15 protein-coding genes are annotated in these 14,658 nt (G+C 51.8%); 4 read left to right on the top strand and 11 right to left on the bottom strand.

What is annotated here, in order from left to right; translation table 11 throughout:
* Positions 1-113 precede the first annotated feature (113 nt).
* The 8 genes from H9I36_RS09725 to H9I36_RS09690 all read right to left on the bottom strand — a co-directional run bounded on the left by H9I36_RS09725 (position 114) and on the right by H9I36_RS09690 (position 7,326).
* Positions 114-395 (bottom strand): (Fe-S)-binding protein, encoded by a 282-nt coding sequence (locus H9I36_RS09725; protein ID WP_187385163.1) that lies wholly within the window; start codon positions 393-395, stop codon positions 114-116.
* 14 nt (positions 396-409) lie between these two features.
* Positions 410-985: an electron transport complex protein RnfA gene (locus H9I36_RS09720; RefSeq protein ID WP_187385162.1), complete on the bottom strand. Its 576-nt coding sequence runs from the start codon at positions 983-985 to the stop codon at positions 410-412.
* The gene (rsxE, locus tag H9I36_RS09715) at positions 982-1,623 is read right to left on the bottom strand and encodes an electron transport complex subunit RsxE (RefSeq protein WP_187385161.1); all 642 of its coding nucleotides are present in this window, start codon (positions 1,621-1,623) and stop codon (positions 982-984) included. Before rsxE ends, H9I36_RS09720 begins: the two co-directional genes overlap by 4 nt.
* Positions 1,624-1,636: 13 nt before the next feature.
* Positions 1,637-2,212: an RnfABCDGE type electron transport complex subunit G gene (locus H9I36_RS09710; protein WP_187385160.1), complete on the bottom strand. Its 576-nt coding sequence runs from the start codon at positions 2,210-2,212 to the stop codon at positions 1,637-1,639.
* Complete coding sequence (locus H9I36_RS09705) at positions 2,209-3,171, bottom strand: RnfABCDGE type electron transport complex subunit D (protein WP_187385159.1); 963 nt, start codon at positions 3,169-3,171, stop codon at positions 2,209-2,211. Before H9I36_RS09705 ends, H9I36_RS09710 begins: the two co-directional genes overlap by 4 nt.
* Positions 3,171-4,520, bottom strand: a complete 1,350-nt coding sequence (rsxC, locus tag H9I36_RS09700) for an electron transport complex subunit RsxC (RefSeq protein WP_255422723.1) — start codon at positions 4,518-4,520, stop codon at positions 3,171-3,173. Before rsxC ends, H9I36_RS09705 begins: the two co-directional genes overlap by 1 nt.
* A gap of 240 nt (positions 4,521-4,760) precedes the next feature.
* Positions 4,761-6,185 (bottom strand): lyase family protein, encoded by a 1,425-nt coding sequence (locus H9I36_RS09695; protein ID WP_187385157.1) that lies wholly within the window; start codon positions 6,183-6,185, stop codon positions 4,761-4,763.
* A 226-nt stretch (positions 6,186-6,411) separates the two neighbouring features.
* A complete protein-coding gene (locus H9I36_RS09690) occupies positions 6,412-7,326 on the bottom strand; it encodes a DUF4097 family beta strand repeat-containing protein (RefSeq protein ID WP_187385156.1) in 915 nt (304 codons plus the stop codon).
* Positions 7,327-7,408: 82 nt separating this feature from the next.
* Here H9I36_RS09690 and ybaK point away from each other — a divergent pair, with 82 nt between their 5' ends.
* Complete coding sequence (gene ybaK, locus H9I36_RS09685) at positions 7,409-7,891, top strand: Cys-tRNA(Pro) deacylase (protein WP_187385155.1); 483 nt, start codon at positions 7,409-7,411, stop codon at positions 7,889-7,891.
* A gap of 141 nt (positions 7,892-8,032) precedes the next feature.
* Here ybaK and H9I36_RS09680 read toward each other — a convergent pair whose 3' ends face one another.
* Entirely contained in the window at positions 8,033-8,923 is an 891-nt protein-coding gene (locus tag H9I36_RS09680) for a DUF4349 domain-containing protein (RefSeq protein ID WP_187385154.1), read from the bottom strand.
* A 121-nt stretch (positions 8,924-9,044) separates the two neighbouring features.
* Here H9I36_RS09680 and H9I36_RS09675 point away from each other — a divergent pair, with 121 nt between their 5' ends.
* Together H9I36_RS09675 and H9I36_RS09670 are read left to right on the top strand one after the other, a co-directional pair.
* Positions 9,045-10,841, top strand: coding sequence for a RelA/SpoT family protein (locus tag H9I36_RS09675; RefSeq protein ID WP_187385153.1), 1,797 nt, complete (start codon positions 9,045-9,047; stop codon positions 10,839-10,841).
* A 144-nt stretch (positions 10,842-10,985) separates the two neighbouring features.
* A complete protein-coding gene (locus H9I36_RS09670) occupies positions 10,986-11,792 on the top strand; it encodes a hypothetical protein (RefSeq protein WP_187385152.1) in 807 nt (268 codons plus the stop codon).
* Positions 11,793-11,975: 183 nt separating this feature from the next.
* On the opposite strand, the gene rnhA is transcribed toward H9I36_RS09670, so the two are convergent.
* Together rnhA and gdhA are read right to left on the bottom strand one after the other, a co-directional pair.
* Complete coding sequence (gene rnhA, locus H9I36_RS09665; protein ID WP_187385151.1) at positions 11,976-12,446, bottom strand: ribonuclease HI; 471 nt, start codon at positions 12,444-12,446, stop codon at positions 11,976-11,978.
* A gap of 35 nt (positions 12,447-12,481) precedes the next feature.
* On the bottom strand, positions 12,482-13,828 hold the full coding sequence (gene gdhA / locus H9I36_RS09660) for an NADP-specific glutamate dehydrogenase (RefSeq protein ID WP_187385150.1): 1,347 nt from the start codon (positions 13,826-13,828) through the stop codon (positions 12,482-12,484).
* A gap of 86 nt (positions 13,829-13,914) precedes the next feature.
* Here gdhA and H9I36_RS09655 point away from each other — a divergent pair, with 86 nt between their 5' ends.
* Positions 13,915-14,463: a histidine phosphatase family protein gene (locus tag H9I36_RS09655; protein ID WP_187385149.1), complete on the top strand. Its 549-nt coding sequence runs from the start codon at positions 13,915-13,917 to the stop codon at positions 14,461-14,463.
* The last annotated feature ends 195 nt before the right edge of the window (positions 14,464-14,658 follow it).

Here is a 14,658-nt window from a genome sequence, read left to right as displayed (position 1 = left end):
AAAAAGGCTGTCCTTCGTGAAGTTTTCAACAACTTCCGGGACAGCCTCATTGTGAATCAGCGAGTCTTTCGCCGCGCAGCCGAAGACCGCACGGTACTCGCGCGAAGTATGTGTTATTGAGCTCCGCCGAGCACCTGCACAACGGCAGCCGTAACTTTCGGACCGCCGGCGCGGCAGCCGTTGGAAGGCGCTTCACCCTTTGAAACCGCCGCTGCAAATCCGTCGCAGCCGGGATATCCGCAGGCTCCGCAGTTTATGCCGGGCAATACGGCACGGATCGCTGCCGCTTTTTCATCGACCGGGATATAAAATATTTTTTTAAAAATTCCGAGCAGCACGCCGATGATAAACGCGAGCACAAATGAAACGATAACGGCTGTAAGTATAGCAATCATAATGTACCCCCTGCTCAGATCAAGCCTTTAAAGCCTAAAAACGACAGCGAAAGCAAACCCGCAGTGATAAACAGGATCGGCTTCCCTTTAACAAAAAGCGGAAGAGGGGCGCTTTTGATCCGTTCACGCACGCCGGACATGATCACAAGCGCAATCAAAAAACCGATCGCCGCGCCGAGCGCATACACAAGCGATTCGATATAATTGTAGTTTTTGTTAATGCACGTAATCGTAACGGCAAGCACCGCGCAGTTCGTCGTGATGAGCGCCAGATACACGCCCATCGCGCTGTACAATCCCGGAATCGATTTTTTGAGATAGAATTCGACAAGCTGTACGAGAGCGGCGATGACGAGAATGAACATAAGCGTCTGCAGATACTGCAGTTTCAGCGGCACCATGATCCCGTAATAGAGCGGATAGGTGACGGCCGTCGCAAGCACGATAACGAAGGTCGTCGCGATCCCCATGCCGGTCGCCTTATCCGTCTCCGCAGTCATGCCGATAAACGGACAGATCGCAAGATATTGAATAAAGACGACGTTGTCGATAAGCATCGATTTAATAAAAATGCTGAGTAAATTGTTCATGCCGCACCTCCTTTTGCCTTAGCCTTCGCTTTTCTGATCTTTGCAGCGCGCTCCGCCGCAAGGGTTATCGCGGAAAGCAATCCGAATACGAAAAATCCTCCCGGCGCATCCGATAAAAATTTTACGGTATACGCTTCGGGGATGACGGCTTTGCCGAAGAGCGAACCGCTTCCCAAAAGTTCGCGCACGAGTGAAATGACGCAGAGTACCCACGTGTATCCGAAACCCATACCGAACGCATCGGTCACCGCATCAAGCGGGCTTTCTTTCGACGCGAACGATTCGACGCGCCCCATGATGATGCAGTTGACGACGATGAGCGGCAAAAATACGCCAAGCGATGCGGACAGCGACGGAATATACGCTTCAAGCAAAAGCTGTACGATCGTCGTAAAAGCCGCGATGACGATGATGAAGATCGGCAGGCGTATGTCTTCAGGAATCATATTGCGGAAGATCGATATTATCAATTCGCTCATGACGAGGACGAACATCATCGAAAAACCCATACCGATACCGTTGAACACGTTTGTCGTAACGGCAAGCGAAGAACACAAACCGATCGAAAGGACGAGCAGCGGATTTTCTTTCAAAAGCCCGTTTGTAAAAATCGATAATCTACTTTGTTTTTTCTGCATTTCGCTTTCACTCCTATTTCGCAGCAAGGCAGGCGAGCGCGCTTTGCGTTCCCTGCGTCAAAAGTTCGGCAACGCCTTTGCTTGTAATCGTCGCTCCCGACACGGCTTCAAAGGTTTGTCCGGAAACGAAACCGTCATTGGCATTTTTGCCTTCGAACTGTCCGTAAAACGTTTTGCCGCTCGAAACCGTATAGTTCGGATCGCTCGCTTTTAAACCGAATCCCGCCGTATCGCTCGATGAAAGAAACTGCATACCCGTGAGCACGCCGTCTTTTTTTATACCGAAAATGATCGTCGAGCGGTCGTAAGTCGGACCCGTCACCTGTGCAACGGCTCCTATAACGCTGCCGCCTTTTTTAGCAAGATACATTTTGTCGATGCTTATCGCCTGAACCGCGCTCGCTTTGAAATCCGTTGTCTCTTCAAACGAATCCGCATCGGCGAATACCGTTTTCATACCGGAACTCGCTTTATCCGCCTGCCGCTGCTCGATAACGGGAGCGGTGATGTGATTGACGAGCGCAAGGCAAAAGCACGAAACGGATGCGAAGAGCGCAAGCGTGATCCCGAGTTTTAAAATATGTTTCATTTTGCAGCCCCCTTCTTTGCCGCTTTGCCGTAACCGTATTTTCTTCCCGTCAATTTATTAAGGAATGTCGAAAGCGAATTCATAAACAAAATCGAAAACATAACGCCTTCGGGATAACCGCCGAATTTTCTTATTAAAAATGTAAGCAGTCCGCAGCCCACACCGAATACCGCGCGCCCGACTTTTGAAACCGGCGTCGTCGCGTAATCCGTCGCCATAAAGGTTGCGCCGAAAAGGAGACCGCCCGACGTCAGCGCCATGACTACATCTCCACCTGAAACGAAAGTCAAAAGCGCAACCGTCGCGACCATCGCAACGGGCGCACGCCAGTCGATCACCTGCGTGATTGCGAGAAATGCAAATGAAATCAAAATGAGCAATTCATTCGTTTCGCCGATACAGCCGGCCGTATTGCCCAAAAAGCTTTCGAGATACGTATCCGCGTTTGCGGCGACGGCACCCTCTTTCAGCTTTGACAGCACCGTTGCGGCGCTTACGGCGTCCGTTCCCGGAGCGAGCCACGATGCGCCGATCGCAGCGGAAAAGCTGACGAACAGAAATGCCCGCCCCGTAAGAGCCGGGTTCCACACGTTCGCCCCCAGTCCGCCGAAAAATCCCTTGGCGACAACGACGGCAAAGAGATCGCCGAGCAGCACTTGCCACAACGGGACCGTCGGCGGCAGTACGAGTGCAAGCAGGAGTCCTGTCACGACGGCCGAACAATCGCTCACGGTGATATTCTGTTTTGTTAATTTTTGAAACGCCGCTTCGAAGACGACGCTTCCCGCAACGGAAACGAGCACGACAAACAGTGCGCGGAAACCGAACAGCATAACGCCGTATATCGTTTCGGGAAGCAGCGCCGTGATCAGCATGCACATAAGAAAGCGCGTCGACACCCCTTCGACAAAATGCGGGGCGGGAGACACGTACAGTTGTTTCTTTACCGGTTCGCTCATTATTTTCCTCCAGCTGCTTTACCCGCAGCGTTTTTCTTTGCAGTGCGCGTTTTCACGACGCCTTTACCGAGTTTAAATCGGTGCACCAAGCGGACGTGCGCGGGACAAACGTATGCGCAGCTGCCGCATTCGATGCAGTCCATGAGTCCGAATTTTACTGCAGCGTCGTAGTCGTTCGCTTTCAGCGAACGCGCCATCATAACCGGCGACAACCGCATCGGGCAGGAGGGGATACATCTCCCGCAGCCGATACAGGATTCTTCTTCGCCTATATGGATCTCTTTTTTTGTTAAAAATAAAACGCCGCTCGTACCTTTTACGACGGGGAACGATGCATCCGCAGAAGCGATACCCATCATCGGGCCGCCTGAAACAATCTGCACGAGTTCGTCATCTTTTACACGTATAACATCACCGATCAAATCTTCTACAAGCGTGCCGACAGGGACTCGTATGTTTGCGGGATTTTCGCACGCCCCGCCGCTTACGGTAAACGCACGTTCGATGAGCGGTTTACCGAGCCGGAACGCATCCGAAACGGCGCAGACGGTACAGACGTTCGAAACGATGCAGCCGACATGAGCGGGAAGCCCTCCCGCAGGCACTTCGCGCTTCAAAATCGCATTGATAAGATTTTTTTCGCCTCCCTGCGGATACTTCGTTTTAACAATTTTGATTTCGATATCGTTCGTATGATTCGCTTCGGCGATCGCATCGTTGATGACGCTTATCAAATCTAGCTTATTGTTTTCGAGCGCGACAATACCGCGACAGCCGAAAATATGCATTTCGATCGCAAGTCCGTCGATCATTTTTTTACACGATTCTTTTACGGTATGATAATCTACGGTGAGGTAGGGTTCGCATTCGGATGCGTTTACAATGACGTATTCGATCTTTGTGCCGTCCGGCGGCGACAGTTTCACATAGGTCGGAAACGACGCACCTCCCATGCCGACGATGCCCGCCTCTCTGATGCGCTCGAGAACGTCTTTCGCGTCACAGGAAAAAGGATCGAGAGGCTGCATATACGCCGTCTCATCGCTTCCGTCCGCTTCGATTGTCACGCAGGGAACTTGCGCACCGTCTGCCACAATGTGCGGTGCGATTTGCGTTACCGTACCCGTGATCGACGCATGTACGGGAACGGACATATATTTATCGGACGCCGCAATAACCTGTCCTTTGACAACACGGTCGCCGACTTTTACGGTACATTCGTTCGGAGAACCGCCCATCGTGACGGGGATCGTCACTCGCTTAGAGGAAGGAAACGCATCCTCGACGGTTCCGTCGCGAGTGTGTGTCTTCCGCTCAGGCGGATAGACTCCGCCTTTAAATGTAAACATACGCATAAATGCTATTGTATGATATTCTTTCAGAATGGTCAAACTGTAATCAACAACTTAATCAACAACTGGTAATCAACAACTCCGACGCAGAGCATCGGGGTATTAAACCCTCCGCACGAATAAACCGTTCAAACGATAATAGGCAATAGGAAACATATAGTGTTCAATATTTGCGCGGCAGCTTTTTTGCGCGCTCCGCCTCGCCCGTCTTCGATCGGTACGCTCCCCTTCCTCGCGTCAGCCTTTCATCAGCGCCGCGTACTTTTCCGCTATGCGCTTCGATTTTTCCGCGGCGAGTCCGCGGTAGCGCGCGGGGTTTTCAAAAAACGTTTCCGCATCTTCGACTCCGAGCTTTTTCAGCTGTTCGGTTATTTTATTAAAAGCATCCGTGTGGCGCTTCAGCACGGCAAAAAACGGCTCTCCCGTCTTTTCGCATTCGAGCGTAATCTTTCTGACGATTTCATGACCGTCGCTCACTCCCGCTTCTCCGAGTAAAATATACGCCGGTTCCGCAAGCACTCCGCCCTTTACTCTGCCGCCTGCATTTTCAAGCGTTTTCGCCATCGCTTCGGTGTCCGCCTGCAAACCCGACACGACTTTTTTCATGCGGCTCACCGCCATCGTAAAGCCTGCGACGTAATCGGCGATAAACCGCTGGCTCGCACTGTTCGTCAAATCGCGCTGGTGTTCCGAAATCTGATCCATATAAAACGTGATGACGCGCGGACACATCGCTTTCCACAGCGACTTTACGTGCTCGCTGTTCCACGGATTGCGCTTTTGCGGCATCGTACTCGAACCGACTTGCGTCGAACTGAAATACTCGAACACTTCTCCGATCTCCGAACGCTGGAGATTGCGCAAATCGTCGGCGAGGTTTGCGATGATGCCGAAGGCGGTATTACATTCGAGCAGCAGGCGTAAAAGGTATTCCGGTTCGACGAGCTGGTTCGAATATTCGCTCGCTTCGAGACCGAGAAATGCGAGATAGCGACGCTCCAAATCTTCAGGGTCTTTGACGATCATCGAAAGCCCGTTATACGCACCGACGGGACCTGCGAGTTTTCCTTTCAGCTGCTTTGCAAGCTCTTCGATTTTAATAATCGATTTTCCGAGCCTCGAAACGAATTCTGCAATCGTCCAACCGAAGGTGATCGGAACGGCGTGCTGTCCGTGCGTGCGTCCGACTTGCGGCGTTTCGGCATCGCGCAGCGCGATATCGCAGAGCGCCCTTTCGAGCGTTTTCAGTTCCGGTAGAGTTACGTTTTGCATAACGTCTCGCATGCGAAGTGCAAGCGCAGTATCGAGTATGTCGACACTCGTCGCACCCAAGTGAATGAAGGGCGCAATGTCGCTCGGAACCGTCCGCTTCATTACATTGACGAGCGCACGGATATTATGCTGCGTCTTTTCTTCTTCGGCGTACACTTCTTCGGGATCGACGCTATTTGCCGCCGCATCGATCGCCTGCTCGATTTCAGACGTGAGCGCGCCTCTTACCGCGAAATGCGCTTTTACGAGAGCTGCTTCGGCTTTCGCGCACGAGCGCACCGCCGCCTCTTCGGAAATGCAGCGCACGAGTTTATCGTATACGTCTTTTTCGGAAATCGAATAACGGTGATCCACCGGCGAAATATTTTCAAAAACGGAACGGGTTTTCATGCGGAAAGTATGCAGGAAAAACGAAAAATTTGCAATGCGCTTCCGCGCGGACACTTCGAATTTATTTTAATAAAATTTATTAAAATGACAAAGGGGGAAGTCTCCCCCTCGCTCCCGCCCGCATCACTCCGCAAGCGAAAAACCGTCTTTTACGCCTGCTCCGTTCATGCGGTCGTCCGCTGCCCCTTCCAGCGGGGACACCCCGCAACGCCCCGTGTGCGCTTTATCAATGTGCGGAAGACGGGGAGCGCGTTATATTGATATTGCCGCTTTCGGTTTTTACTTTGAGCAATGCTTCTTCGTTTTTATATCGTGCGGAGCCGCTTCCTTTCGCATCCGTATTCGTAAATGCGTCTTTGACTTTACCGGCGACAGCTGCGTATTCGAGCAGGTAGCCGTCGTTTTCCGGCAGCGCTATGTTCACCGAACCGCTTCCGCATTCGAACGACGCTTCTTTCATCATCGTTTCAGCATTGAAATTGATCCCGCCTTTTTGCGATGCCGCATCGATATAATCGCACGAGCCGGCATAGCGTATGTGACCTTTTTCCGCCTCTATATGTGCATTGTGTGCATCGGTTTTGCCGCACACGATCATGCCCGTTTCACTTGCGAGCGAAAGCGCCGTAAACGAGCACGCATCGAACACGATTTTACCGCCCGAAGTCTTTACGTCGAATACGCCGCATGTAAAGCCGCTTACGCTGACGGCGCCGCTCGTCGTTTTGACCGAAACGAAAAAATTATTAATTTCTACCGGCATCGTACGCGGCACTTTTATATCGATTGAAGTGTTGTCGAGAGAAGAGGGGTTTTGCCTGTCTTCGGCGATGACGACGGCGTTGTCTTTGAGGAGCGCATAGGGTCTGTCGTTTTGCGTGCGGTCGGACGTAATCGCAAGTTCGATGCGCCCTTCGTCCCATTGGGAAAATTTCAAATCGCACGAAGAAACGTCCGCTTTGATTTCGGATATCCTGTCCGATTGAAAAAATACCGTTTTGGTTTTCGCTTTTTCTTTGCCGCTTTTTGCCGGTTTTTCCGTTTTGGCGCCGGACGAACGGCTGATCAGCAGTATTTCCGCGCCGACGGCGAGGACGAGCGTCGCAATTATCGCGATCGCCGTCTTTGCATTGTGATCCATACAGCTTCCTGTTTTTCTATGTCTGCATTTTCGATGCGGTTGCCCCGTGCGCTGACATTCGATATTATTGTAGTGTAAATGTATGAAAAAGACAAATGCAATGCGCATCCTTGAAAGCGCGCACATTCCGTATGAAACGGTTTCGTACGACGATGACGGAGAACACGAACTCGGTCGAGGGGCGGCGGAAACGCTCGCAAAAAAAATCGGTGTCGATCCCAAGCTCGTATTTAAAACGATCGTCATGCGTACGGAAACGAAAGAACTGTGCGTGTTTTGCGAAAGCGCGATGCGCGAAATCAATTTGAAAAAAGCGCGGGCGGCCGCAGGCGCGAAAGAAATCGAGCCGGTAAAACCAGACGAACTTTTGCAGCTGACCGGCTATGTGCGAGGCGGCTGTTCGCCGCTCGGCATGAAGCGAAAGTACCGCACATTTATAGACAGGTGCGCGCTCGATTGTGAAAAAATCTACATCAGCGCAGGAGTGCGCGGAGAGCAGATCATCATCAAACCGGAAGATTTGATAAAAGCCTGCGATGCCGTCGCATGCGATTTGGTCTTATAAAACAGGACTCGTACTCTCCCGCGCACCGCTGCGGCATTTTTTGAAGTCGATACTTTCCGCAATGCCGCTTTTTAATGACTTTGTTCGGTATCTTATCTGACGGCGATTTGCACTCCGTCTTCCGCGATTAAAGACTTCGCCTTATTTTTCTTTTTTGCCGGCGCGTATCTTTGCAAACAGTTTTCGAAGCACGCCGATTTTGCCGAAGCAAATCCAATACAGCAAAAATGCGACGCATACGATCGGTATGCCGAAAATGATTATGTACAAAACGACGAATATAAAGTTTGCAAAAAATCCGACGACGGTTTCACAGAATTCGATAAACGCAGATTTCAAATCGGGAAAGATAAATCCTCTGTCTTCCGCGTGGTTGTACGGCAGGTGCGCTTCGATATAGATTTCCGAATAATCAATCTGCTTGGACAGGCGATTGAATTGTCCCTGCATCTGCTCGATTTCAGCCGTCACGTCGTTTATCTTCGTTTCGATTTCGAGCATGTCTTTCATATTTTTCGCTTCCCGAAGATACGATTGCAAGCGATCGAGTAAAACGCGGCGCGTTGCCAAGCGCGAATCCAAATCGTAAAAGCGGTCGGTAACGTCGACGCTGTCCGCGGATTTCGAAACGATTTTGCCGATGGTACCGGACGACGACATCGCATCGTCAAAAGCGGAAGAGGGGATGTGCACCGTCATGCCGAGCGAGCGGTCGTCTTCCGAAAAATCCGAAACATAACCGCCGAAGCGCTTCGCCCACGCTTCCGCCGCCGCCTTCGTTTCAGCAAGGCTCGAAACTTCAAAACGGATATTCCCCGTACGGATGAGCTTGCGGTTTTCGGGCAAAGGCAGCGCGGCATCGGAAAGAGTGCCGGCGGATTTTTCTTCGGCCGCATAGACGCCGCCCGCTCTCATAGGTGCGCTGTCGGCTGCGTATTTCATCGCGGCAAAGTTTTTGCGCGCACCGCAGCCGGTCAAAACACCTGCCGCAGTAAAAATTATTAATAAAATTATCGATCGTATCCGTTTCATCAATACCTCCGGTATATTTTACTAACAACCGAAATGCCGATACGATACAGGCCGTACGAAATGTATCGACTTTTGCAGTACTATGCTTGCGTGAAGACCGGCGATTTGATACGATAAATCGATGAGCAGAACCGTCACCGTCAAAGCCAATATACGCGATACCGCCGCACTGCTCGGCGAATTTTTCGGTACTTTCGATTTTTATTCGGACGAAGACAAACGAAAAATCGAAGCGGCATGGGATCTCCTCTGCGAAAAATCGCGCGGCAAAATCCGATCCGACGGTTCTCCGTACTGCCTGCATCCGCTCCGCATCGCATACATCCTCGCGCAAAACAAAATGGATCCCGAATCGATATGCGCAGCTTTGCTCCACACGATATACGATTTCGGCGTCACGAAAGACGACATACGTAAAACGTTCGACGAAAGCGCTTCCCGCCTCATCGACGGCACGACGAAGATCATGCATATGCCGGTCGGACATTCGACGATACAGCAGGCGGAAGCCGTTCGCAAAATGCTTTTTGCGATGGTCGACGATGTGCGCATCATCCTTATTAAAATCGCCGACAAACTCGATCAGATACGCTGCATCGATACGCTTCCCGAAGCGACACAGCGCACACTTGCCGCAGAGATAATCGACATTTGGGCGCCGCTTGCGGACAGGCTCGGCATGCAGGAAGAAAAAAACGAATTCGAAGATTTGAGTTTAAAGTACACGAATCCCGACGTGTTTTTGCAGATCAAAGCGATCGTCGCGCAAAAAAAAGACGAGCGGAACGCCTACCTCGAAAAAGCCGTAGAGCAGATCCGTTCGGCTGCACAAAAGGCGGGCATCCGCATCCGCATCACGAGCCGCGCAAAACATTTTTATTCGATTTATCAAAAGATGCGCAAGCGCAACGTGTCGCCCGACAAGCTCTACGATCTGCTCGCGCTCCGCATCATCTGCGACGAAAACTCGGAATGCTATACGATCGTCGGCATCGTGCACAATCTTTGGAAACCGCTCGACGGGCGCTTTAAAGATTATATTGCAATGCCGAAGGCGAACGGCTACCGCTCGCTGCATACGACCGTCATGTGTGACGGGAAACCGCTTGAAATACAGATACGCACAAAAGCGATGGACGAAGCGGCCGAGCACGGTATCGCGAGCCACTGGCTGTATAAAAAAGGAAAGAGCCGCGACTTTGTCGACATCGAACATCTCGGCATATTCAACGAACTGCGCGAGCTGCGCGACGGTCACGTTTCCGATGAAAACTTTTTCAGCGCGCTGAAAAGCGATCTGCTCGGCGATGAAATATACGTGTTTACGCCGAAGGGGCAAGTCGTACAGCTCCCGGCGGGATCGAACGCGATCGACTTCGCATACCGCATCCACTCCGCTATCGGTGAAAAAATCGTCGGCGCAAAAGCGGACGGAAAAATCATCCCGCTCGTCGAGCCGCTGCAAAATACACAAATCATCGAAATCCTCACAAATCCGCAGGCGCACCCGACGGCTTCTCAGCTCGCGGCGGTAAAAACCGCAAAAGCGCGGCAAAAGATACACGCGTGGCTCACCGCAAACGATCCGACCTTTGCCGACAAAGCGAAAGCGGAAACGGCGCAGATTGCAAACGCTCAAGCTGCCCGCGAAATTCAGGAAACGAGGCGGCATAAAAAGGGAACGGGAGCACGCACCGACACGGTGCAGGGAACGGGCAAAATACGCATCGGAAGTTCGACGAATTTTTTCGTCACTTTCGCGCAGTGCTGCAAACCGAAATACCCCGATGCGATCGTAGGTTATATTTCGCGGAACAGGGGCATCACCGTGCACCGCGCCGACTGCCTCACCTACCGACGCATTCAGGACATCGAACACCGTTCCATAGAAATCGATTGGGACGTGGAAAAAAAATAATCGATATGCACGGTGCAATCGCGAGGCACCGACGACAATCGGCGGCAAGAGCGACAGAAGTGCAGTACAAGCGACGGAAGCGCAGTATACACAACGTGCTTTTTATGCTATAGCTACGGAAATGCCAATTCCAATGAGGTTCTTATGAAAAAAATACAATCCTATATCATCGCATTGCCGTTCGTACTGGTCAGTGCGCTCGCATGCGTTTCGTGCAAGTCGACCGAGCCGGCACAAAATCAATCGCAAAGAGACGTATATGCGATACAAACTTCCGGAACGCAGATACAAATTCCGAAAGCGGATTCCGATGCGGCCGGCAGTGCGGCGCAAAAGAACAAAGGAAACGCGTTTGTCAATTTTTTTACCGGCGGACAGCAGGACATCGAAATCGATATGACGCGCGTATTCCAAAAGACTGCGTTCGGCACGCTGAAAGAGGAAGACGCTCTGTGCATTTACAATATCGAAACGGGGCTTGCGGGGTTTGCCGCATGGTACCGCGGCGGCATGTATCACGTGCTGCTGGCTAAATCGGGGCGCAGCCTGTTTCGCGAAGCCGTCAATCGATATCTCGATGATTTTGAAAACAAAAGGCTCGACAGAAAAGGCACACATACGAAGGAATACGGGGAACATCCCGTTTCGCTGCAGTGGGGATCTTTTGCGACGATGATCGGAAACCGCGCCCGATCGAAAGTGCAGTTCGGCTACGAATTCAAAGACGGCTCTCCCTACTTTTTGCTTTCCGTGCCGTCTGCCGAAAACGAACAGTACAATGCCGGCCGTTCGAAGATCGCGGCGTCCGCAACGCTCAGGTTTTATTTTACGAAAGCGATGACTTCGCAGATGATGAATGCGCTCTCGGAAGCGAATATTGACGCCGCCATTGCACCGTATATGCAGCGCGTTCAAAGCACCGGTGAAAAACCGGCGCGCGACGACTATTGAGCGGGGCGAAAAAGCGGGCGCTTTTCGAGCGTTACCGGCCGTAGGGGGACGGGCGCGAGCCCGTATTCCGACGCGAAGCGGAGGAATGGAGGCGAAAGCCGGAACCCCGAAGGACGGGACGGCAGCTTGCTGCCGGAACGCCATGAAAATTAATAATTATTAATTAACAATCGCAGTCGAGGATCAATCTTTTTGCAGACTGATCTCTTTTTGGCACAGCTCGTCGCACAGTTCGTTGTATTTGATTCCCGCGTGTCCTTTTACCCACGACCATGAGATGTCGCGCGAAGCGGAAAGGGCATCGAGCTTTTCCCATAGGTCGCGGTTTAAGACGGTTTTTTTTGCCGCAGTGCGCCAGCCGTTTTTTTTCCACGAGCGGATCCACGATGTGATACCGTTTTTGACGTATTGACTGTCGCAAAAAATATGCACCGCCCGCCCGCCGTACTGAGGATTTTGCACGACGGCGGAGAGCGCTTCGATAGCCGCAGTGAGTTCCATGCGGTTGTTCGTCGTCGATTTTTCTCCGCCGCTCAGCGTTTGTTCTTTTTCCCCGTCGATGATGACGCAGCCCCAGCCGCCGGGTCCCGGATTTCCGCTGCAGCCGCCGTCCGTGTAAACGACGAGCGCTCGACTTTCAAAAAGTTCGCTCATGGCAAATCCACAGCAAATCGCTTTTTACGGCGCGCTTACACCAGTCCCTGCGCGATCATTGCACGGGCGACTTTGAGGAATCCCGCGATATTCGCACCGGTGACGTAATCGCCTTTTACGCCGAACTCTTTCGCCGTATCGTATGCGTTGTCGTGGATGTTCGTCATGATCCGCTTCAGCTTCGCATCGACTTCTTCAGCCGACCACGAAAGGTGTCCGCTGTTTTGACTCATCTCAAGACCGGAAACGGAAACGCCGCCGGCATTCGAAGCTTTGCCGGGTGCAAAGAGTATGCCTGCGTTTTGGAACTTCACCGTCGCTTCGAGCGTGCTCGGCATATTCGCACCTTCGGCAACAAGCCGGACACCGTTTTTAATAAGCATATCGGCATCTTTTCCGTTCAGCTCGTTTTGCGTCGCGCACGGAAACGCGCAATCGACTTTTACCGACCACGGCTTCGCATTCGCGGTAAATTTCGCTTCGGGGAATTTTTTTACGTATTCGGAAATACCTTTATGCGCAGCGCGGAATTTTTTTACGTAATCGAGTTTTTTTTGCGTAATGCCTTGCGCGTCGAAAATGAATCCCGTGTGATCGCTGAGCGTCACCGGTTTTGCGCCGAGCTGGATCAATTTTTCTACGGCGTACTGCGCGACGTTTCCGTCCCCGGAAACCGAACATATTTTTCCGGCAAAATCCTCGCCGACTTTTTTCAGCATGCACTCCGCAAAATAAATGAGACCGTAGCCCGTCGCTTCCGTACGTATGAGAGAACCGCCGAAGTCGAGCCCCTTACCGGTAAGCACGCCGCAGAACGTATTCGTAATACGCTTGTACTGTCCGAACATAAACGCAACTTCGCGCCCGCCCACTCCTTTGTCGCCTGCAGGCACGTCGGTGTCGGGTCCGATGTGGCGGTACAACTCCGTTACGAAAGATTGGCAAAAGCGCATCACTTCCGCGTCCGATTTTCCGTGCGGATCGAAATCGCTTCCGCCTTTTCCGCCGCCCATCGGGAGCGTCGTCAAACTGTTTTTGAGCGTCTGCTCGAAACCCAAAAATTTCAAAACCGAAAGATTCACTTCGGGGCTGAAACGCAAGCCCCCCTTATACGGACCGATCGCGCTGTTGAATTGCACGCGGTATCCGCGGTTGATATGCGGCACGCCCTTGTCGTCCGTCCACGGCACGCGGAACATGACGGTGCGTTCCGGCTCTACGAAACGCTCGAGGACAGCATTGCGCTCAAGTTCTTTTTGCATCTTTGCGACGGCAGGTTCGATCGTTGTCAAAACTTCCTGAACCGCTTGGAGGAATTCGCTCTGATCCGCATTTTTCAGCTGAACGTCTTCCCAAATCCGTTTGACGTATGCATTTTTCATTTTCTTGTACCTTCTTATCCGGCCGAGTTTATTGAAGCCGAATAAATTATAGTAGCGCAAATCGCCGTTTTTGGGTAGTATGCGGTATGACTCTTTACGTTACCCGCCACGGCGAAACCGAATGGAATGCGAAACACATCATCTCTGGCCTTGCAGAAATTCCGCTCGCGGAAAAAGGTTTAGAGCAGGCAGCCGCTCTCGCTTCCCGCCTCGCCGAACGGCAAAACGATTACCGCATCAAACACATACTCGTCTCGCCTTTGGGGCGCGCGCGCAAAACCGCATCCTACATCGAAAAAGCGCTCGGCATCGAAGCCGTCGTCGAAGAACGCCTGCACGAAATCGATTTCGGCGCATTCGAACACACGAGTACAAGGGGCGCGGAATTCCTCGCGATAAAAGCGAATCCGTATAAACGTTTTCCCGGAGGCGAATCGCTGCTCTATGCCGCACACCGCGTTTACGGAGCGATCGAAGATGCCCGCGCACGCTATGCGCCCGATAATCTGCTCTTCGTATGCCATGGCATGGTTTCGTCGCTTATCAGCACGTATTTTCAGGATTACGAAACCATCGAAGAATTCACGGATTGCCGCTTTGAAAACTGCGGCTTGCAGATATATGAGTTCAAATGATAAAGCGCATGCGAGTTGTATCGTACGGATATTGTTTCGGGCGGCTTTTTGCGCCTGCGTCGCAAAAATCGGGCTTTTCGGGTTCTTTATAATTGCACAACGACTAAATCTTCAGATTTAGGAGCTGTGCAATTCATGGGTGCGCGAGCGCATAGGTATATGAGTGAGTTTTCGAAGGAAAACTCAACATTAAAC

The organism is Treponema sp. Marseille-Q4130 (genome assembly GCF_014334325.1).
Taxonomy (GTDB): domain Bacteria; phylum Spirochaetota; class Spirochaetia; order Treponematales; family Treponemataceae; genus Treponema_D.
The sequence above is the reverse complement of the archived record's forward strand: the minus strand, read 5'-3'. Positions and strand labels throughout refer to the sequence as shown.